Source organism: Polaromonas sp. P5_D5 (genome assembly GCF_054049435.1).
The window spans coordinates 422505-442925 of record NZ_JBFUMJ010000001.1; the positions used below are offsets into that span (position 1 = coordinate 422505).

Here is a 20421-nt window from a genome sequence, read left to right on the forward strand (position 1 = left end):
TGGGCGTCCGTGTCGATCGACCTGTTAGACCGCAGCGCCATGGACATCACTATACGGCTAGGCCACGAAAAGTTGATGCGCTATGCGCCAAGCATTCGCCAAGAACAATGCTCCGAAAAGACCCTGGACTATCACGGCGAGCCAGAAATACACAGGTCGCGCACGACGGCGGATCGCAGCGTTGTGTACGTTAGCCGAGCCAGTTGCCAGCGCTCGCCAAACGTGGCGCGCAAACGAAGCCCCGAAGAGCGCGCTTCCGGCGGCAGCCAATAATGAGAGGGCGGTGTTCATGCGGTCTAACGTAATGTATGCCGCAAAACCTGCGGTATAACCTGGCGCTTGCAATCTAATCTGGACATTAGAACCTCCTGTAAGCCGCTTGCATGCTGGGTCTCAAAGAAATACACTGTAATTTCATACAGGTATAAAAATTCTGTGAAACCCCGCAATCCTCCACTGCAGTCTGCCCGCTTGCTGGATCAGGTCCGGGAGCGGGTTCGGTATTTGCACTATAGCCTTAGCACCGGGAAAACTTACCTGTACTGGGGTACGTTTTTGTTCGATGCCACCGCGGCAACAGCCAGATAACGCATACAACATATCCGTTCGGTATTGGTCGCCGGTGGCGGTTTTTCGATCACGCTGACCAAAGTCCTGCCAGGCCGCCAGCTGTATGGCTCGCCTGGATTGCTATCAATTCAATAGCTTCTGGCGCTTGCTTTGATTGGGCTGGATTCCCTTTTGATGCTTAAAAAAGTCGACTTGAGCCGCTGCAGGCCTCTTTTGCGCCTCCGGGGCGGTCAATTGAGGCGTTAAAACGGGTTTTAGAGCGCTTTTGGGCCTGTTTTCATTCATATTTTAGGTCTGCAGGCCAATAGTAGCGGGCGCGAGCAGCTATGAAAACAATAGCAATCAAATGGACTGATCGGGTATCTACCTCCGCATTGCGCTCAGTGCATCTGCCCATCCAGGCCCGGGCAGGCTCACACCGGCTGAATCGTGATCTCCACCGTCATCGATTCTTCCCCGCCGCCCTGCCGCACGCCCTTGATGGGGGGGCAGGCGTTGTAGTCAGTGCCCATGGCCAGGCGCACGTGGCGCTGGTCGATCAGGCAGCTATGGGTGACGTCGATGCTGACCCAGCGGCGGGTGGCCACATCGAGGCACACGTCACACCAGGCGTGGCTGGCAAGGTCGGGCTCGTTGGCGGCGTAGAAGTAGCCGCTGACATAGCGCGCTGGGTAGCCCAGGCTGCGGCAGATGGCGACCATGACGTGGGCCTGGTCCTGGCAGACGCCTGCCCCGGACTTGAAGGCTTCCAGCGCCGTGGTCGTCACGCTGGTGCTGTTTTTCAGATAGCCCACAGCGTCTGCCACGCCCTGGCTCAATGCCAGCAGGGACGGCAAGCTTGCGGTGCCGTCAAGGCTTTGCGGGATAAAGCGGCGGCCAAATTCGGCGAGCTCCCAATGCGGCTCAGCCAGATGCGTGGCACGCAGAAAAAAATACGGATGCGGCAGGGTTTCCGGGTCGTTGAACTCAGCCACGCCAAAGGTTTCCACATCACCAGCCGCGTTGACCAGGCTCCAGCGCACGTTATCGGCATCCTTGCCCACAAAGGTGTAGGAGCTGATGGTGTTGCCAAAGGCGTCGCGTTGGGTAAAGAGTTTTTCGGGCGCGCCCAGGCTCCAGAAATGCACCGTCTGCGCCGGGCTGGACTGCGGCGTGAGCCACAGCGTCTGCAACGCGTAACGCAGCGGCTCCGTGTACCGGTAGTCGGTGATGTGTCTGACGTGCAGTTTCATTAAGCCTCTGCCTTCCAGCGGCGCCGGGCTGGCCTTGGCTGGCCCGGCGCTGCGGCCGGTGGGTTACCGTCTTTCAAGTGGTGGCCGGCACCAAAAACTCTCGGCTGATGTGTGCGCCCAGCTCGTTCACGCGGTCCAGGAACTGCGTGAGGAATGCATGCAGGCCCGTTGCCAGGATTTCGTCGATACGTGCGTACTGCAGGTCGGCGCGCAATTTGCCGGCGCGGCGCTGGGTTTCGCTGCTGGTGTCGCTGGTCACCATGGCAAGGTTGCTCATGACTTCGTTCAGGCAGGCCAGCAGGGAGCGCGGCATGTCGGCGCGCAGGATCAGCAGCTCGGCCACGCGCTCGGGTTTGATGACGTCGCGGTACACCTTGCGGTAGACCTCAAAGCCCGAAACGCTGCGCAGGATGGCGCTCCAGTGGTAGAAGTCGTATTCTTGGTCTTTCTCGCCGGCCATACCGAGAAAGTCGTTCTGCACGGCGTGAAACTTCACGTCCACCAGCCGCGCGGTGTTGTCGGCGCGCTCGAGGAAGGTGCCCAGCCGCAGGAAGTGAAAGGCTTCGTCCTGCAGCATGGTGCCCAGGGTCACGCCGCGCGACAGGTGCGAACGGAACTTGACCCATTCAAAGAACTGGCCCGGGTCGCGCTCGAAGTCGCCGCTGCGCAGCATGCGGATGACTTCGAGGTAAGTCTGGTTCTGCGTTTCCCATACTTCGGTGGTCAGCGTGCCGCGCACAGCCCGGGCGTTTTCACGGGCGTTCTGCAGGCATGAAATGATGCTGGACGAGTTTTTTTCGTCGCGCACCATGAAGTCCATCACGTCGCGCGGGTTGATGGTGTCGCCGTACTTGGCGGCAAACGAAGGCTTGAGCTCACTGATGCTGAGCAGGCCCTGCCAGCCGGCCTGTACCAGCGCATCGGACTGCGGCAGCAACGAGGTCTGGTAGTTCACATCCAGCATACGCGCTGTATTCTCCGCCCGCTCGGTATAGCGCGACATCCAGAAGAGGTGGTCTGCAGTGCGTGACAACATGATTACATTCCTCCCCGGGATTGCGACTGCGATTGGGACTGGTACTGCATGGACGAGCCGTCCTGCAATATCCAGGTGTCTTTGGTGCCGCCGCCCTGCGACGAATTGACCACCAGCGAGCCGTCTTTGAGCGCCACGCGCGTGAGGCCGCCCGGCACCATCTGCACTTCTTTACCGCTCAGCACAAAGGGCCGCAAGTCGATATGGCGCGGTGCAATGCCGCTTTCCACATACGTGGGGCAGGTTGAAAGGCTGAGGGTGGGCTGCGCAATGTAGCCCGACGGATTGGCCAGCAAGGCCGCACGGAACTCTTCGATCTCGGCCTTGGTGGCAGCTGGCCCCACCAGCATGCCGTAGCCGCCGGCGCCGTGCACTTCCTTGACGACCAGGTCTTTCAGGTTGGCCAGGGTGTACTGCAAATCCTCATTGTTGCGGCACATGTAGGTCGGCACGTTTTTCAGAATGGGCTTTTCGCCGAGGTAGAACTCGATCATCTTGGGCACGTAAGGGTAGATCGACTTGTCGTCTGCCACGCCGGTGCCGATGGCGTTGCACAGCGAGACATTGCCGCTGCGGTACACATTGAGCAGGCCCGCGCAGCCCAGGGTGGAATTGGGGCGGAAGGCCAGCGGGTCGAGGAAGTCGTCGTCAACGCGGCGGTAGATCACGTCGACGCGTTTGGGGCCGCGCGTGGTGCGCATGTAGACAAAGTTGTCCTTGACGAAAAGGTCTTGCCCCTCGACCAGCTCGACGCCCATTTGCTGCGCCAGGAAGGCGTGTTCAAAATAGGCCGAGTTGTACATGCCGGGCGTCAGCACCACCACCGTAGGCTCGGCCGTGGCCGGCGGCGCCATGCCGCGCAGGGTTTCGAGCAGCAGGTCGGGGTAATGCGCAACAGGCGCAACGCGGTTTTCGCTGAAAAGCTCGGGAAAGAGCCGCATCATCATCTTGCGGTCTTCCAGCATGTAGCTCACACCGCTGGGCACGCGCAGGTTGTCTTCAAGCACGTAGTACTCACCGTTGCCCTGCGCGTCGGGCGCACGGACGATGTCGATGCCGCTGATGTGCGAATAGATATTGCCGGGTACATCAACGCCCATCATTTCGGGGCGGAACTGCGCATTCTGGAAGATCTGCTCGGACGGCACCACGCCGGCCTTGATGATTTCCTGGCCGTGGTACACGTCGTGGATGAAGCGGTTGAGTGCAGTGACGCGTTGTACCAGGCCTTTTTCCATGCTGGCCCATTCGTGGGCGGGAATGATGCGGGGAATCAGGTCAAAGGGAATCAGGCGTTCGGTGCCGGCGCCGTCTTCGTCCTTGGCACCGTAAACCGCAAAAGTGATGCCGACCCGGCGGAAAATCATTTCAGCTTCGGCGCGGCGGGCCTGCATCACGTCGGCAGGCTGCCGGGCCAGCCAACGCTGGTAACCCTGGTAATGCTCACGGACGCTGGACTCCGTGGCGTTCATTTCGTCGAACATCGGTCGGCTCATTGGCTTGATCTCCAGCAAGTTATGCGCATGGCAATTGTTTTAACGTAGCTTAGCAAGTTATGCGCCAAGGCGGTGCGTCCGCCAATATTTTTAGCGTTCAGGCACATGATGCCAGTAGCGCCTGCCCTGCTCCCGCTGGCACAAAATCTCCCCGGGGCGAAGGCTTTGCCAGGTGGCAGCCCCGCACTGCGGCGACTTCACCAGGCGTACGCCGCGCTCCTCATAACGCGCCACCACGGACTCCACCGGGTGGCCAAAACGGTTTCGGTAACCCGACTGCACCACCGCCCACTGCGGCCTGACGGCATCGAGGAACACCGCGCTGGACGATGTTTTGCTGCCGTGGTGGGGTACCAGCAGAAAGTCAGCCTTGAGGCTGGCCGGCACGCTGGTTGCCAGCCGGAGTTCCTGCGGCGATTCGATGTCGCCGACCAGCAGGGCTGTGCGGCTGCCGCCAGGGACGCTGCTGGAGATGCGCAACACGCAGCTCATGGCGTTTGACTTGCTGGCAGCGTCGTAATCGGCGGCTACGGGGTGCAGCACCTCAAATGCCACGCTGTCCCATTCCCAGCGCTGGCCGGCCACGCAGCGGCCGGCTTTGCGCTGCATTTGCAGCGGATGCGCGTCTTCAATCGAACTCACCAGGCTGGCTTCTGGCTGCATGGCCAGGACGGCTTGGGCGCCCCCGATGTGGTCGATGTCCCGGTGGCTGATCATGAGCATGTCCAGCCGCTCGCCCAGCGCGCGCAGAAGCGGCACCAGCACGCGGTGCCCGGCATCACTTTCGCGCGAAAAGCGCGGGCCGGCGTCATACAGCAGCGTGTGGCTTGCCGTACGCACCAGCACGGAATTGCCTTGCCCGATGTCCGCGGCAAGCAATTCAAACTGCCCCGGCGCCACGCGCACCGGCTGCCACAACAGCACCGGCAGCAACAGGGGAAGGCCCAGCGCTCGAAAATAAAACGGCAGGCGCGTGGCCAACAGGCCGCCGCCCGCAACGCCGGCGACAGCACACCACAGCGGCGCCGCCGCCACGCTGACCGAGGCCAGCGGCCAGCTCGCCAGCCATTGCAAAAATATCGCCAGCCCGCCGACCGACCATGCCGCCAGCGACCACACCGGCGCCCACGCCACGCCCAGCAAAGCCAGCGGCGTGATGACCAGTGTTACCACCGGAATGGCCACGGCATTGGCCAGAAGGCCGACCAGCGAAACCTGGTTGAACAGCAGCAGCGACAGGGGCGTGAGCGCCAGCGTGACGACCCATTGCTCCCGCATCGCACGCCCAACGCTGTCCAGCCATCTGGGCCGGCGCTGCCACCAGTGCCCGTCCTCAGGTTGTTTTTTTGAGTCGAATTGGGCTGCAGCCCTTTCCCCATGAGCGCGAGCAGCTCCTGAATCTGTAGCAAACAAAACACCCACCGCAACGAAAGACAACCAGAACCCGGCTTGCATCAACGCCCATGGGTCCAGCGCCACCACCACGGCCATGGCCAGCAGCCAGGTCTGCAGCCAGGGCCACTGCCTGCCGCCTTGCCGAAGCAGGATCACGGTGGCCAGCATCCAGATGGTTCGCTGCGCGGGCACGCCCCAGCCGGAAAACAATGCATACAGGGTGGCAAGCAGCAAGCCGCCCAAAGCACCTGCAGCGGCTGCCGGCAACACCAGGCACAACCGCGGCGTGAAACGCGCTGATCGCCGCCACAGCGCGCCGATCAGCAGTGAGGCAGCCCAGGCAAACATCGTTATATGAAGGCCTGAAATACTCATCAAGTGAGCTACGCCCGTGGCACGAAACACATCCCAGTCGGCGCGTTCGATGGCGGCCTGGTCGCCGACCACCAGCGCGGCAATGACGCCTGCCAGCTGCCGGTTTTCAATGCGCCCAAAAATCGCTTCGCGCACGGCTTGCCGGGCCTGCTCAATGGGGTGTTGCCAGCTGCTGGAGAGTTTTGCCGGCGGTGCGTCGCGCGGGCCGGCACGCACATAGCCCGTGGCCTGTATGCCCTGCTCCCACAGCCAGAGTTCGTAGTCAAAACCATAAGGGTTGCTGTTTCCGTGCGGCGCCTTGAGCCGCACCGTCATTTGCCAGCGTTCTCCGGCGCGCAGGGCTTGCGGCTGGCGCTGCAAGGCCAGTGCTATCTCGAACGGGTCGGCGTCCTGCGCCGGTACGGCGGGCTCGCGCCCGGCAAAGCCCGAATACCAGCCCAGCATGATTTGCGGCGGCAGGGTGACTGTGCCGCCATTGAGGCGGGCAGATTCCACCGCGAAGCGAAAGCGCAGGCCATCTTCTCCGGGTTGCGGCATCGCCAGCACCTGGCCTGTGACCTCGATATCGCGGCCCTCCAGCGCCGGATTGAGCGCCGCCGTCAGGAAGACGCCGGCACGCCAGCCCGTGAGGCCCACACCGAGCAAGGCAGCAAGGGCAAAGGCCGAAACCACCCTTCCCCACGAAGGAAGACGCAGCCTGCCAAAGCGCAGGTACAGGCCAGCCAGGGTGCAGGCCAGCAGCGCCATGGCGGCATAAATCTGTTGTGGCCACAAGACGGGCTGCTGCAACTGCAGGGCAACACCCGCAATAAAACCGGCAAACACCGGCCCCGGGCTTGCCGCATACAGCCGTGCCCCGGCTGATACAGGTCGATTCAAACCCGCCTCCCCTTTGAACTGTTTTTATGCACTGACCGCTTTGAGCTTAACGGGAAAGCGCGGCAGATAGCCAACAAACAGCGCCAAACAGCCGGTTCACACTCAAGAGACCACGTGGCGCAGCTCTTGCTTTCAGAAATGCCACCAAATCCGGGTAAGCTGTTTACACGGCGTTCCTGAGACCGCAAGATGTGGCGGTCTGTTGAACGTATTTTCCAGAGGGCGTGATTACACGCCCGTTCCTTTAAAAGCGAGGCTGCCTTGTCCATCCACGTCGCCCTGAGCCACATCACGCATTACAAATACGACCGCCTGGTCAAACTCGGCCCCCAGGTCGTGCGCCTGCGGCCTGCGCCGCACAGCCGCACACAGGTACTGTCGTATTCCCTCAGGGTTGAGCCCGCCGGCCACTTCATCAACTGGCAGCAGGACCCGTTTGCCAATTACCAGGCCCGGCTGGTGTTTCCCGAGCCGACACGCGAGTTCAAGGTCACGGTGGACCTGGTGGTGGAAATGGCGGTGTTCAACCCGTTTGACTTCTTCCTGGAACCGGCTGCCGAAGAATTCCCGTTTACCTATAACGCACTGCAGGCCCGCGAACTGGCACCCTACCTGGCCACCCAGCCAGCCACACCGCTGCTCAAGCGTTACCTTGAAAAAATCGACCGCACGCCCAAGCGCACCATCGACTTCCTGGTGGGTCTGAACCAGGGCCTCCAGTCGGACATCAAGTACTCCATTCGCATGGAGCCCGGCGTGCAAACGCCTGAAGAAACGCTGCGCCTGGCCTGCGGCTCCTGCCGCGACACCGGCTGGCTGCTGGTGCAGCTGCTGCGGCACATGGGACTGGCCGCGCGTTTTGTCTCGGGCTATCTGATCCAGCTGAAAGCCGACGTCAAATCCATCGACGGCCCCAGCGGCGCCGAAGCCGACTTCACCGACCTGCACGCCTGGTGCGAGGTGTTTTTGCCCGGTGCCGGCTGGGTCGGCCTGGACCCGACCTCGGGACTGATGGCCGGCGAAGGCCACATTCCGCTGGCGTGCACGCCCGAGCCGTCGAGCGCAGCGCCGGTCGAAGGCGGCGTCGACAAATCCGAAGTCGAGTTCGAACACCACATGGCGGTGCAGCGCATTTACGAATCACCGCGCGTGACCAAGCCCTATACCGAGGAGCAATGGCAGGAGGTGCTGGCGCTCGGCGAAAAGGTCGATAAAGACCTGGCGGCCGGCGACGTGCGCCTGACCATGGGCGGCGAACCTACCTTTGTGGCCACCACCGACCGCGACGCGGCCGAATGGAACATCGACGCACTGGGCCCGACCAAACGCGGCTATGCGACCGAACTCGTGCAAAAGCTGCGCGCCGAATATGGCGAAGGCGGCTTCCTGCATTTCGGCCAGGGCAAGTGGTACCCCGGCGAGCAATTGCCGCGCTGGGCGCTCAGCATTTTCTGGCGCAAGGACGGCCAGCCGATCTGGCAAAACCCGAGCCTCTTCGCCGACGAGCGCCAGCCCTGCAACTACACCAGCGCCGACGCGCAGCGTTTTGTGCAGACACTGGCGGGCAAGCTGGGCCTGGCCACCACCTACATCACGCCAGGCTATGAAGATACCTGGTACTACCTCTGGCGCGAACGCCGGCTGCCAGTCAATGTCGACCCATTTGATTCGAAGCTGGACGACGCCATGGAGCGCGAACGCCTGCGCCGCGTCTTCATGCAGGGCCTGGATTCCGTCGTGGGCTATGTGCTGCCGCTGCAAACCAAGGAGCAACTCAAGCAACGAAACGCAGGCGCCTCGCCCGCGCTGAGTGGGCCCAAATGGACCACCGGCCCCTGGTTCTTCCGCGAAGAGCGCATGTACCTGATGCCGGGCGACTCGCCCATGGGCTACCGCCTGCCGCTGGATTCGGTGCCCTGGGTGTCCAAGACCGACTACCCTTACATGATCGAGTCCGATCCGTTTGCCCCGCGACAGGACCTGCCGGCGGCTTCCGCACTGGCGGCGCGCTACAACGGCAGCTTCAGCGCAGCCCGCGGCGCCACACCGGCGGCCGCATCGGCAGGCGGCAGCGCCAGTTCGCTCGCGCAGTACATGGCGCGCTACATGACGGGCAATACCGCGCTGTCGCAAGCCAGCCGCATCCTTCAGTTCCGCCCGCTGGGAAACACCGGAACGAACGGTACGGACGGGTTGGATGGCAAACCGGCCGCAGAGGCAACGACGCCTGCCGACGATCGCGCGCCCAAGCCCTTTGAATCGGCCGCCTGGCTCACGCGCACCGCGCTCTGCGTGGAAGTACGAGACCCATCCCGCGCCAATGGCCCGAAAGACAAACCCAAGGCCGACCCGGACAGCAAGGCCAACAAGTCGGGCCGTGGCGAAACCGGTGCGATTTACGTCTTCATGCCGCCCATGGAAAGGCTCGAAGACTACCTCGACCTGTTGGCCGCGGTGGAAGCAACGGCGCAATCGCTGGGCGTGAGCATCGTGCTCGAAGGCTACCCGCCACCGCGCGACCCGCGCCTGAAGATGCTGCAGGTCACGCCCGACCCCGGCGTCATTGAAGTCAACATCCACCCGGCTTACAACTGGGGCGAGCTGGTGGAGCACACTGAATTCCTCTACAAGATCGCGCATGAAACGCGCCTGTCGGCCGAGAAATTCATGACCGACGGCCGCCACACCGGCACCGGCGGCGGCAACCACTTCGTGCTGGGCGGCGCGACGCCCGCCGACAGCCCCTTCCTGCGCAAGCCCGAGGTACTGGGCAGCCTGATCGCCTACTGGCACAACCACCCGTCGCTGAGCTATCTTTTCTCGGGCATGTTCATCGGCCCGACCAGCCAGGCACCGCGTGTGGACGAGGCCCGCAACGACCAGCTGTACGAACTGGAAATCGCCCTGCGCGAGATCGAAAACAACCGCAAAAAATACGGTGCCGACATGCCGCCCTGGCTGGTGGACCGTACGCTGCGCAACATCCTGGTCGACGTGACCGGCAACACGCACCGCAGCGAATTCTGCATCGACAAGATGTACTCGCCCGACTCCGCCACCGGGCGCCTGGGCCTGCTGGAGCTGCGCGCGTTTGAAATGCCGCCGCATGCGCGCATGAGCATTGCCCAGCAGCTACTGCTGCGCGCGCTGGTGTCGCGCTTCTGGAACAAGCCCTACCACGGCCGCGTCACGCGCTGGGGAACCGAGCTGCACGACCGCTTCCTGCTGCCGGGCTTTATCCGCATGGATTTTGAAGACGTGCTGACCGAGCTGCGCGAAGCCGGCTACGGCTTCGACATGGCATGGTTCGAACCTCACTTCGAGTTCCGCTTCCCGCTGATCGGGCAGGTCAAGTCCAACAGCATTGAGCTGACGTTGCGCAGTGCGCTGGAGCCCTGGCATGTGATGGGCGAAGAAGGCTCGGCCGGCGGTACCGTGCGTTATGTGGATTCATCGCTGGAGCGCGTCGAAGTGCATGTGACGGGCCTCAATGACAACCGCTATGTCGTCACCGTCAACGGCCGGGCATTGCCGCTGCAAAGCACCGGCCGCGTCGGCGAATATGTAGCCGGTGTGCGCTACAAGGCCTGGAACCCGCCTTCGGCCCTGCACCCTTCCATCGGCGTGCATGCGCCGCTCACGTTTGACATCGTCGACACCTGGATGGAACGCTCGCTGGGCGGTTGTCAATACCATGTGGCGCATCCGGGCGGGCTCAGTTATGACACGCTGCCGGTCAATTCATACGAGGCCGAAAGCCGCCGCCTCACGCGCTTTTTCCGCATGGGCCACACCCCGGGCAAGATGCGCGTGGCGCCGGCGCAGCCCAGCCGGGAGTTCCCGTTCACGCTCGATCTGCGCTGAATCCGCCCCTGCGGCGGCGGCCCGGGGCTTGAAAGCCCCGGGCGAAGCGCCTCCCCGTACCGTTAACGGCTGTCTTATGGCTGCAACATTTGCATGCGCAGGCGGCATAAATAGCCATTTTGGCCGTGCATTCAACCCGCCTTGAGCCTTGCAGGGGATGGGCCGCAGGCATACTTGCACCCACGTGGAAAATAACACTCAGTCACTTTTTGCCGCCCAGTCGCTTGAATCTCCCTGCGCACTGGCTGCGGCGCTGGCGCCTCATGCGGCGGCGGGGCATTTCGATGAGTTGCGGGGCCGTGCGTCCGAGGGCCCCGCACCTGTAGAAACGGCCGCGCCGGCACAGCCCGCGCTGCGGGCCGCAGGCAGTCCCCCTGAAACAGCCCCGGCCCGGCCCGAAGCCCCAGCGGCGGGGACTGATGACGCCTTGTCGCCCGACTGGACACGCTTTTTCAACTTCCTCGGCAGCGACGGCTTTTACGACCTGAACCACCGCACCGCCAACCTGCGCCGCCAGATCCGCGACAACGGCGTGACCTACAACGTCTACGCCGACGCCAATGGCCCGCAGCGGCCCTGGTCGCTGGACCTGTTCCCCATGATGGTCTCGCCCGCCGACTGGGCGCAGATCGAGGCCGGTATCCAGCAGCGCGCCCGCCTGCTGGACCGCGTGATGGCCGACATCTACGGCCCGCAGGAGCTGCTCTCCAAAGGCCTTCTGCCCAGCGCGCTGGTGCATGCCCACCCGGGTTACCTGCGCGGCATGCAGGGCGTGCAGCCGGCCGGCGGCACCTATCTGCACATTGCCGCCTTCGACATCGCGCACGGCCCCGACGGCCGCTGGTCGGTGGTGTCGCAGCGCACGCAGGCGCCTTCGGGCCTGGGCTACCTGCTCGAAAACCGCCTGACGATTTCGCTGCTGTTCCCCGAAGCCTTCCGCGAAATGAAGGTCGAGCGGCTGGCCGCGTCGTACAAGGCGCTGGTGGATGGCCTTAAAGCCATGAGCCCGACGGACAGCAACGAGGAAAGCCGCGTGGTGCTGCTGACGCCGGGGCCTTACAACGAAACCTATTTCGAGCATGCTTACCTGGCGCGCTTCCTGGGCCTGACACTGGTCGAGGGCAGCGACCTGCTGGTGCGCGATGACAAGCTTTACCTGAAAACCCTGCGCGGCCTGGAGCGGGTGCACGGGCTGCTCAAGCGCCTGGACGACCAATTCCTCGATCCGCTGGAACTGCGCTCGGACTCCACACTGGGCGTGCCCGGCCTGCTGCAGGTAATACGCGCGGGCAATGTGCTGGTGGTCAATACGCCGGGCTCGGCCTTCCTCGAATCAAGCGCGCTGCTCGGCTTTCTTCCCGCACTCTCCGAGCACCTGCTCGGTGAAACCCTGGCCCTGCCCTCGCTGGCCACCTGGTGGTGCGGCGAGCAGGCGGTGATGCAGGACGTGCTGAGCCAGCTCAAGACCTGCGTGATCAAGCCGACCTATCCGGGCACCGGCATGGAATCCGTCATCGGCCATACCCTGTCGCGCCGCGCGCTGGACGAATGGGCCGGCCGCATTGTTCGCCGGGGCGAAGACTTCACCGTGCAGGCTTATCTGCCTCTGCCGCAAACGCCGACCTGGCAGGGTGAGCGGATTTCCCCGCGCTCGGCCATGCTGCGCGTGTTTGCGGTGGCCGACGGCAACGGCTCCTGGCAGGTGCTGCCGGGCGGGCTGGCACGGCTGGCGGGCAAGAACGAAAACATGTCGTCGATGCAGCATGGCGGCAGCAGTGCCGACGTGTGGGTGCTGGGCGATCCATCGGCAGCCAGGGCGGCGGCCGAACACACCGCTGCGCCGCGCACCGAGCAGCCGGCGCCTGCCTGGGCCGCAGCGCCGCTGCGCCACCGCCCGCCCGTGACCAGCCGCGCGGCCGAAAACCTTTTCTGGCTGGGCCGCTACACCGAGCGTGCCGAAAACTCCACGCGCCTGGCGCAGATCACGCTGCAATGCCTGGGCGGCGAAGACCAGACGTCGCAACCGCTGCTGGCCTGGCTGACCAGCATGGCCGTCGGCAATGCGCTGGTGCTGGACACCGTGCCGCCGGCCACGCATGCGCGCCGTGTCTTCGAACGCGCGCTGATCGCCAATCTGGCCGACACCGAACAGGCCGCCAGCGTCGGCTTCAACCTGCGGGCGCTCAAAAGCGCGGCATCTGCCGTGCGCGAACGCCTGTCGCAGGAACAGTGGCACATGATCGTGCGCACCGAGACCGACTTCTTCCAGCGCTGCTCATCGTTCAGCGCCGTGGGCCAGACCCAAAGCCAGGGTGGGCAAAGCCAGAGCCAATCCAGCCAATATCTGCTCGAATATTCTTCCGTCGAGGCGCTGCGGGCGCTGGAGTCGGCCAGCGGCTTCCTCTCAGCCATGACGGGCGCGCAAACCGACCGCATGACACGCGACGACGGCTGGCGCCTCTTGAGCGTGGGGCGGCTGATTGAACGGCTCAATACCCTGGCGGGCGCACTGGTGCGCGGTTTCGAAACCGGCTCCGTGTTCGAGGAAGGCGGCTTCAACGCCATGGTGGCGCTGTTCGACAGCACCATCACCTTCCACGCGCAGTACCAGCAGCGCCGCGACATCCCGGCCCTGCTTGATCTGCTGGTGCTGGACCGCGACAACCCGCGCTCCCTCGGCTGGGTGGTGCAGACCCTGCGCGGGCGCCTGGCCAAGCTGGCGGGCAGCGCGCCGGGCGACATGCCCGACCTGGCGATGGAACTGCCCGACCCCGGCAGCTGGGCCCTGGCTGATTTGTGCCAGGAGGCCCCAGCCAGCACCGGTGAAAGCGAAGATGAAAACGGCGGGCAACATGACGGGCGGCTGGTGCAGTTGCTTGAGCAATGCTGCGATGCCGCGCTGGAACTGTCAGACACCTTGAGCCGCCGCTACTTCAGCCACGCGGCTTCCGCCAGCCAGAGCCTGGGCGCCTGAGGCCCCAGGAGTTTTTCCGTGCTGCTTCACGTCGTTCACGAAACCCGTTACCGCTATGCCCCGGTGGTGGAAAACGCGCACCATGTGGTGCACCTCAAGCCCGCCAGCCGAAACGGCCAGACCCTGCTGGACTATGCCCTGCGGGTGAACCCCGAACCGGTCCAGCTGCGCGAAACCGAAGACGTCTACGGCAATACGCGCACCTACTTTTCCCTGCAGGCGGCACATGAGAGCCTGACTGTGGTGGCCGACAGCATTGTCTCCACATCGGTGGCCAACCCGCTGCAATCAGAGGCGTCGCTGTCCGCCGGCAAGCCTGCATCGCCCGCCTGGGAGCAGGTGCGCGAACAGTTTCGTTACCGCGCCGGCGCGGCTTACGACAGTGCCTCCGAATTCCTCTTCGCCTCGCCCTATGTGCCGCGCGACGATGCCTTCATTGAATTTGCCCGCCCCAGCTTCCTGCCGGGCAGGCCGCTGCCCGAGGCAGCGCGTGACCTGATGGAACGCATTCACAGCGCCATGACCTACGAGAGCGAAAGCACCGAAGTCAACACGCCGGCGCTCGAGGCGCTCAAGCTGGGCAAAGGCGTGTGCCAGGATTTCGCGCACATCATGGTGGCCTGCTGCCGCGCCATGGGCCTGCCGGCGCGTTATGTCAGCGGCTACCTTCTCACCACGCCGCCGCCCGGCCAGCCACGGCTGGTGGGCAGCGACGCCTCGCATGCCTGGGCTTCGGTGTACTGCCCCGGCCTGGGCGCCTGGCTCGACTTCGACCCCACCAACAACCGTGCACCGGGTGAAGACTACGTCACCCTGGCCATCGGCCGCGACTTCCTCGACGTATCGCCCATGCGCGGTGTGATCCGCGGCGGTGCGCAGCACGTCCTGGACGTGGCCGTTACGGTGGAGCCGGTGGCAAGCGCCGGGGACTGAGCGGCTTCAGCGGCGCTGTCGGCTCTTCCAGCAGCGAACCCTCCGGCAGGCTGCGTGCCAGGCAGCGCCGGCACAGGCTCACAAATTCCTGCGCGGCGCCCGACTGGGCCTGGCGCGGTTTGAAAGCCAGCAAGGCCCGAAACGACACATCAGCCGCCAGTGGCACGCTGCGCAGGCCCAGCGCCACATATTCACGCGCCACCAGCGGATTGGTAACTGCCAGCCCGGCTCCGGCCAGCACCAGCGAACACTGCGTTGCGCTGTAAGGCGTTTCAATCACAAAGCGCGGCTGCACACCCGCCTGTGCGAACGCGGCTTCCAGCCGCCGCTGGGCGGTATCCGAGGTGGACAGGCCGACCAGCGGCACTTCTGCGAGATCCCTGGGCTGCAGGACCTGCTTGCGAGCCAGTGGGTGGGCTGCGGGCATGATGCACACCGCCGGCACCTGGTAAAAAAGCGAGGACACCAGGCCGCTGGTGTCCGCCTCATCGCCCAGGAAGGCCAGGTCCACAGCGCCCTGGAACAGCGCCTCGCGCAGCACTTTCGAGCTGTCGACCAACAGCAGGCAGCGCGTGCGCGGATAGCTGCGCTGGAACTCCGCCAGCGCCCAGGGCATCACGCTGGCGGCCATGGCGTGCAGCGAACCGATGCGCAGCACCGTGTCCTCATGCGACTGCAGGGCCACAATTTTTCGCTGCACGGCTTCGAGGCCTTCGTAGACCCGCTCAACCTCTTCCATCAGCGCGTGCGCCTCCGGTGTGGGCGTGAGCTTGCCTTTGGGCCGGTCAAACAGCTTGAGCCCGGCGCGCGCTTCGAGCTGCTGCAGCAGTTGCGTGACCGCCGGCTGGCTCACGTGCAGCGCCGCAGCCGCGCGGTTGGCGGTGCCCAGCCGCATGACCATGCGGAACACCTCAATCTGACGTGCACTGGCTTCAGCCATGGCTTCTTCCTATAAGTTTTACTTATTTTAAATCGCAAACAAGCGATGCATGAGAGGCCACGGTCTTCGTACCATCTGCCCATGAATCCTGTTTTCCCCGAATCCCTTCCAAACTCTGCGGTGTGGAACGCCATCAGCCGTAATCCCCGGCTGACCGGGCTGCGCTGCATCCTCTGCGCCCGTGAATACCCGCTGCAGGATTTGCCCACCGGTTGCCCGCACTGCGCGGCGAAAGGCACGCCCGCCAGCCTGGAGGCCGTTTACACCGGGCTACCACAAACGCTGAAAATAGCCAGCACAGGTTATAAGTGGGGAGACTGGCTGCCTTACACCCACGGCGTGTCCCTGGGCGAAGGCGACACGCCTTGCCTGGACCTGCCGCGCCTGGCGCGCGAGCTTGGCCTGCGCCAGCTCAGCGCCAAACACGAGGGCATGAACCCCACTGGCTCGCACAAAGACCGCATGTCGGCACAGGCCGTCAGCCGAGCGCTGGACGCAGGCGCGCAGACCGTGGTGCTGGCTTCCAGCGGCAACGCAGCAGTGTCGGCAGCAGCCTATTGCGCCGCGGCCGGACTGCCCTGCGAAATCGCCACCTACCGCGACATGCCGGCGCCTTTTGCGCGAGCCCTCCATCACCTGGGCGCCCGGCGCGTGGTGTTCGACCACGGCTTTGACCGCTGGAGCCATGTACGCCGGCGGGTCGAGCAGGACGGCGCATTTGCGCTCACCAACTACAGCGTGCCCGCGGTCGGCAGCCCGGCCTTTGGCGTGGAAGGCTACCGCGCGGTGGCGCTCGAATTTGTCGCCGGCGGCTGCGTGCCGGACCACGTGCTGGTGCCCACTGCGCGCGGCGACCTGCTCTGGGGCATTTACAGCGCACTGCGTGATTTGCACCAGGCGAAACTCATCGGGCACATGCCCAGGCTGTGGGCCGTTGAGCCGTTCCCCCGCCTTTCCCGCGTACTCGAGGGTGCGCCACTGCAATCGGAATTTAACGGCCAGACGGCACAATTTTCAACAGGCGGCAGCACCGTCACGCTGCAGCAGCAACTGGCCGTGCAGCAGTCAGGCGGCGGCGCCGTGGCCATTGATGATGCCGGCGCCATTGAGGGCAGCGCCCGACTCGCGGCGCAAGGCCTGTGGGTGGAGCTTTGCGCCGGCGCCTGCCTCAGTGCGCTGGCGCACCTACGCGCACTCGGCCAAGTACAGGCATCAGAACACGCCTTGCTGCTGCTCACGGCCAAAGGCGACCGCGACACCTTTAACCCCATCCCTTGACCACACGACTCCTTTTTCTTCAGCCCGCAAAGGAATTTTTCACCATGAAGACCCGACTGCTCCCCGCCCTGCTTCTGGCCTGCGCCACCCTGGCGGGAACCGCCCATGCCGCCTACCCCGACAAACCCATCCGCCTCATCGTGCCCTGGGCGCCCGGTGGCAGCACCGACGCCATCGCCCGCGCGATTGCCCAGCGCATGGGCGAAACCATGGGGCAAAGCGTGGTGGTCGACAACCGCTCCGGCGCTTCCGGGCGCATCGGCACCGAAGCCGCGGCCAAGGCCGCGCCTGACGGCTACACCTTCGCCATCGTCGAGCTGCCGCATGCGATTGCGCCGGCCGTGTTCAACAAGATGCCCTACGACCTGCTGCGCGACTTCACGCCGGTGTCCATGGTCGGCACCTCGCCGCTGCTGCTGTTTGCCGGCGGCGCGCAGTACAAGAATGGCGACATCAAGGGCTTCCTCAAAAACTACCGGGGCAGCAAGGTGCCGCTGGCGCTGGCCCACAGCGGCAATGGCTCCATCAGCCACCTTTCCAGCGAACTGTTCGCCGGCGCCACGGGGATCAAGGTCAACGCCATTCCCTATCGCGGCTCCGCACCCGCGCTCACCGACGTCGCAGCCGGCCAGGTGGACGCGCATTTCGCCACGATGGCCAGCGGCAGTTCGCTGCTGGGCGCGAACAGGATCTCTGCCTTGATGGTGACCGGCAATGCGCGCCTGGCTACCCTGCCCGGCGTGCCGACCGCGCGCGAAGCCGGCATCGAGGGCATGCAGTTCAACCAGTGGTGGGCGCTGGTGGCGCCGGCCACCACGCCGATCGAGATCGTCGAGCGGCTGCGCAGCGAAGCGGTGGCGGCGCTGGCGCACCCTTCCACGCGCGAGCGCCTCACCACCCTGGGCATTGACCTGAAAGGCTCGACACGCGACGAACTGCGTGCCTTCATGCGCAACGAAGTAGACCGCTGGGGTGCTGTGGTGCGAAAGGCCGGCATCAAGCCCGAGTGACGCCGGCATGTGGAACGGTGAAAGGGGGCGCGGGACAAGCCGCGCAGGCCCTGCGCCGTTCCATCATTTCCTTTCATGACCCCAAAGGCCTCCGGAACCCGGGCACCATCCTACAATTCCCTGCACTACCAGCCGGCCGCGCCGCTTTATTCGCTATCAAAACAATAGCTGCTCGCGCTTATACTCATTGGGCTGGTGCCATTTTTCTTCACCAAAAGGATCACCATGAGCGCCTACGACAAGCTGAAAGCACTGAACATCACCCTGCCAACCGTGGCAACGCCCCTGGCAGCTTACCTGCCCTTCGTGCAGACCGGCAACCTGGTGTTCCTGAGCGGCCACATCGCCAAGAAGGACGGCAAGCCCCTCGTCGGCCAGCTCGGCAAGAACATGACGACAGAAGAAGGCAAGGCCGCCGCGCGCTCGGTCGCCATCGACCTGATGGGCACACTCGAAGCCGCCGTCGGCCTGGGCAAGGTCAAGCGCATCGTCAAGCTCATGAGCCTGGTCAACTCGACCGGCGACTATACCGAGCAGCACCTGGTGACCAACGGCGCCAGCGAGTTGTTTGCAGAAGTCTTCGGCGACGCCGGCAAGCATGCGCGCAGCGCCTTTGGCGTGGCCCAGGTTCCCATGGGCGCTTGCGTCGAGATCGACCTGGTTGCTGAAGTCGAGTGAGACAAGACGTCAGGCCGGAGCTTTGTACCCCCGGCCTGAATTTGACTTCCAGCAGAACCTTCTTCATGGCAAGTGCAACGAAGTTTGCACGGAAGCCGACTTTCTGAAAGTATTCACCATGAACAAGGAAAAGCGGCATTTCGGCAAACTCGCCAAGCTCGGGATGTCTGTCCTGTACCTGGCTTTGGCCTGTCCCCCGCTGGCAGTTGCCCAAGCTCCTGCGGGTGCAGCCAACGACATCAGGTCTGTCTGGAATTTATCGCTCCAGCCCTGCAACGGCGGAGGCGGAAACCTCATGGTGCGCAATGCAGACGAAGCGACCATCAAGTCCACCCGAAAAATCATCCTGAAGGACGCGGGGTTTCAAATTGCCGTGCCGCAGCTTCCCGAACTGGAACGAACGCACGTCAAGCTTTTCCTGAACGACAAATCGCGCGGGGTCACTGATCACTATGTGCTGCTTTCCCCGGGAGATCTGGCTCCCCCGATTGCCGCGATCGTGGTGACAGAGCTTCCTTCCAACATGAGAAGCAACGCAAGCGGTCTGCGTGCTGCGGCCGACTTACAGGTCAAGTCATCCCGCGGCGCGCCGTTTTCCTTCTCCAGGTTGACCGGCCCGTTTGGTGAGTCCATTGAACTCCTGGTGCCCAACAGGATTGGCTCGCATTGCTTCCCGACGGCGGACTTTCAGGTTTCACCGGACGCCTCTGTACTGAACACGCTGGGCATCAGCAGGTTCTCGGTCATTGGAGACAAGCTGGTCGAATTTGCACTGATCATGCGAATCCCCAGCGGAACCAGCAAGGAAAAAGCGATTGCAGACGCAAGAAAGCTGATGGACAGCTACTGGACCTCGCTGAGTACCCTCCTCTGAGCTGGCGCCAGGGCATTCACCCGCCCGGCAAAGGTTTCTCGCAAACCATAAAATTCACTTCGCCCCGGCCATTTTGCCGGGGTAGCGTTCTCAGGGCGGGGTGAAATTCCCCACCGGCGGTGTTTGCAGGCAACTGCATCAGCCCGCGAGCGCCTGGTTGCCGTGCTTCATACGGCAACCAGGGTCAGCAGATTCGGTTCAACTCCGAAGCCGACGGTCACAGTCCGGATGAAAGAGAGCGCGATGCTGGCGGCTGTGCCGTGGGCGACGATGGCTGGTGCGGACTCTCCGCGCGGGCTTTTCGCGTGCCCATGGGCTGGCCGCAGGCTCGTGCGCCCTGATTCTGGTAACACCTGGCAAAGAGGATTCCATGAGTCAGACAGATATTTCCCCACCTTCGGCTTCCCGTTCGGGCGGCACACCCACCAAGGCACGTTTCGCCTTTATCCAGTCGTCCTGGCACGAAGACATCGTGGACCAGGGCCGCGGTGCCTTCCTGGCCGAGATGGCCCGGCAAGGCACAGGCCCCGAATCCATCGACACGTTTGAAGTGCCCGGCGCGTTCGAGATTCCGCTCCACGCGAAAAAGCTCGCACAGTCGGGCCGCTATGCAGGCGTGGTCTGCTGCGGGCTGGTGGTGGACGGTGGCATCTACCGTCACGAGTTTGTGGCCGATGCGGTGATCAGCGCGCTGATGGGTATCCAGCTGGAAACCGGCGTGCCGGTGTTTTCAGCGGTGCTGACGCCGCAGCATTTTCATGAGCATGACGAACACCGAAAATTCTTCACGGAACATTTCCTGACCAAGGGCAAGGAAGTGGCGCAAGCCTGCCTGGAGACGGTGGCGGGCCTGAAAAAGCTTGATCTGCTCTTGGCAGCTTGATTGC

13 protein-coding genes and 1 riboswitch are annotated in these 20421 nt (G+C 63.8%); of the genes, 8 read left to right on the forward strand and 5 right to left on the reverse strand.

The features are described from left to right. Positions 1–983: 983 nt before the first annotated feature. From ACXJKE_RS02065 to ACXJKE_RS02080, 4 genes are all read right to left on the reverse strand, one after another. Positions 984–1802, reverse strand: coding sequence for a transglutaminase family protein (locus ACXJKE_RS02065; RefSeq protein ID WP_457278907.1), 819 nt, complete (start codon positions 1800–1802; stop codon positions 984–986). A gap of 73 nt (positions 1803–1875) precedes the next feature. Further along, positions 1876–2838 carry an alpha-E domain-containing protein gene (locus ACXJKE_RS02070; RefSeq protein WP_457278908.1) on the reverse strand — a complete coding sequence of 321 codons (963 nt, stop codon included), beginning with the start codon at positions 2836–2838 and terminating at the stop codon, positions 1876–1878. Between the two features lie 2 nt (positions 2839–2840). After that, positions 2841–4334, reverse strand: a complete 1494-nt coding sequence (locus ACXJKE_RS02075; protein ID WP_457278909.1) for a circularly permuted type 2 ATP-grasp protein — start codon at positions 4332–4334, stop codon at positions 2841–2843. Between the two features lie 90 nt (positions 4335–4424). Further along, positions 4425–6983, reverse strand: a complete 2559-nt coding sequence (locus tag ACXJKE_RS02080; RefSeq protein WP_457278910.1) for a DNA internalization-related competence protein ComEC/Rec2 — start codon at positions 6981–6983, stop codon at positions 4425–4427. Between the two features lie 261 nt (positions 6984–7244). On the opposite strand from ACXJKE_RS02080, the gene ACXJKE_RS02085 reads away from it, so the two are divergent. The 3 genes from ACXJKE_RS02085 (at position 7245) to ACXJKE_RS02095 (ending at position 14754) form a co-directional block, all read left to right on the forward strand. Next, positions 7245–10847 carry a transglutaminase family protein gene (locus ACXJKE_RS02085; protein WP_457278911.1) on the forward strand — a complete coding sequence of 1201 codons (3603 nt, stop codon included), beginning with the start codon at positions 7245–7247 and terminating at the stop codon, positions 10845–10847. A gap of 184 nt (positions 10848–11031) precedes the next feature. Next, a complete protein-coding gene (locus tag ACXJKE_RS02090) occupies positions 11032–13821 on the forward strand; it encodes a circularly permuted type 2 ATP-grasp protein (RefSeq protein WP_457278912.1) in 2790 nt (929 codons plus the stop codon). Positions 13822–13839: 18 nt separating this feature from the next. After that, positions 13840–14754, forward strand: coding sequence for a transglutaminase family protein (locus tag ACXJKE_RS02095; RefSeq protein WP_457278913.1), 915 nt, complete (start codon positions 13840–13842; stop codon positions 14752–14754). Here the strand turns inward: ACXJKE_RS02095 and ACXJKE_RS02100 are convergent. Further along, entirely contained in the window at positions 14720–15694 is a 975-nt protein-coding gene (locus ACXJKE_RS02100; RefSeq protein ID WP_457278914.1) for a LysR family transcriptional regulator, read from the reverse strand. The two genes, ACXJKE_RS02095 and ACXJKE_RS02100, sit on opposite strands and share 35 nt — an antisense overlap. A gap of 81 nt (positions 15695–15775) precedes the next feature. Here ACXJKE_RS02100 and ACXJKE_RS02105 point away from each other — a divergent pair, with 81 nt between their 5' ends. The 5 genes from ACXJKE_RS02105 to ACXJKE_RS02125 all read left to right on the forward strand — a co-directional run bounded on the left by ACXJKE_RS02105 (position 15776) and on the right by ACXJKE_RS02125 (position 20417). Further along, the gene (locus tag ACXJKE_RS02105) at positions 15776–16972 is read left to right on the forward strand and encodes a pyridoxal-phosphate dependent enzyme (protein ID WP_457278915.1); all 1197 of its coding nucleotides are present in this window, start codon (positions 15776–15778) and stop codon (positions 16970–16972) included. A gap of 44 nt (positions 16973–17016) precedes the next feature. After that, positions 17017–17982: a tripartite tricarboxylate transporter substrate binding protein gene (locus ACXJKE_RS02110; protein ID WP_457278916.1), complete on the forward strand. Its 966-nt coding sequence runs from the start codon at positions 17017–17019 to the stop codon at positions 17980–17982. Between the two features lie 225 nt (positions 17983–18207). Further along, entirely contained in the window at positions 18208–18660 is a 453-nt protein-coding gene (locus ACXJKE_RS02115) for a RidA family protein (RefSeq protein ID WP_457278917.1), read from the forward strand. A gap of 118 nt (positions 18661–18778) precedes the next feature. Further along, positions 18779–19534, forward strand: a complete 756-nt coding sequence (locus ACXJKE_RS02120) for a hypothetical protein (RefSeq protein ID WP_457278918.1) — start codon at positions 18779–18781, stop codon at positions 19532–19534. 82 nt (positions 19535–19616) lie between these two features. Then, positions 19617–19778, forward strand: a riboswitch (FMN riboswitch). Between the two features lie 126 nt (positions 19779–19904). Beyond that, positions 19905–20417, forward strand: coding sequence for a 6,7-dimethyl-8-ribityllumazine synthase (locus ACXJKE_RS02125; RefSeq protein WP_457278919.1), 513 nt, complete (start codon positions 19905–19907; stop codon positions 20415–20417). Positions 20418–20421: the final 4 nt, after the last annotated feature.

Bases quoted from the DNA above. Each gene is read 5' to 3' on its own strand.
- ACXJKE_RS02065 (WP_457278907.1), bottom strand. From the start codon at position 1,802: ATGAAACTGCACGTCAGACACATCACCGACTACCGGTACACGGAGCCG.
- ACXJKE_RS02070 (WP_457278908.1), bottom strand. From the start codon at position 2,838: ATGTTGTCACGCACTGCAGACCACCTCTTCTGGATGTCGCGCTATACC.
- ACXJKE_RS02120 (WP_457278918.1), top strand. From the start codon at position 18,779: ATGAACAAGGAAAAGCGGCATTTCGGCAAACTCGCCAAGCTCGGGATG.
- ACXJKE_RS02075 (WP_457278909.1), bottom strand. From the start codon at position 4,334: ATGAGCCGACCGATGTTCGACGAAATGAACGCCACGGAGTCCAGCGTC.
- ACXJKE_RS02125 (WP_457278919.1), top strand. From the start codon at position 19,905: ATGAGTCAGACAGATATTTCCCCACCTTCGGCTTCCCGTTCGGGCGGC.
- ACXJKE_RS02110 (WP_457278916.1), top strand. From the start codon at position 17,017: ATGAAGACCCGACTGCTCCCCGCCCTGCTTCTGGCCTGCGCCACCCTG.
- ACXJKE_RS02115 (WP_457278917.1), top strand. From the start codon at position 18,208: ATGAGCGCCTACGACAAGCTGAAAGCACTGAACATCACCCTGCCAACC.
- ACXJKE_RS02105 (WP_457278915.1), top strand. From the start codon at position 15,776: ATGAATCCTGTTTTCCCCGAATCCCTTCCAAACTCTGCGGTGTGGAAC.
- ACXJKE_RS02100 (WP_457278914.1), bottom strand. From the start codon at position 15,694: ATGGCTGAAGCCAGTGCACGTCAGATTGAGGTGTTCCGCATGGTCATG.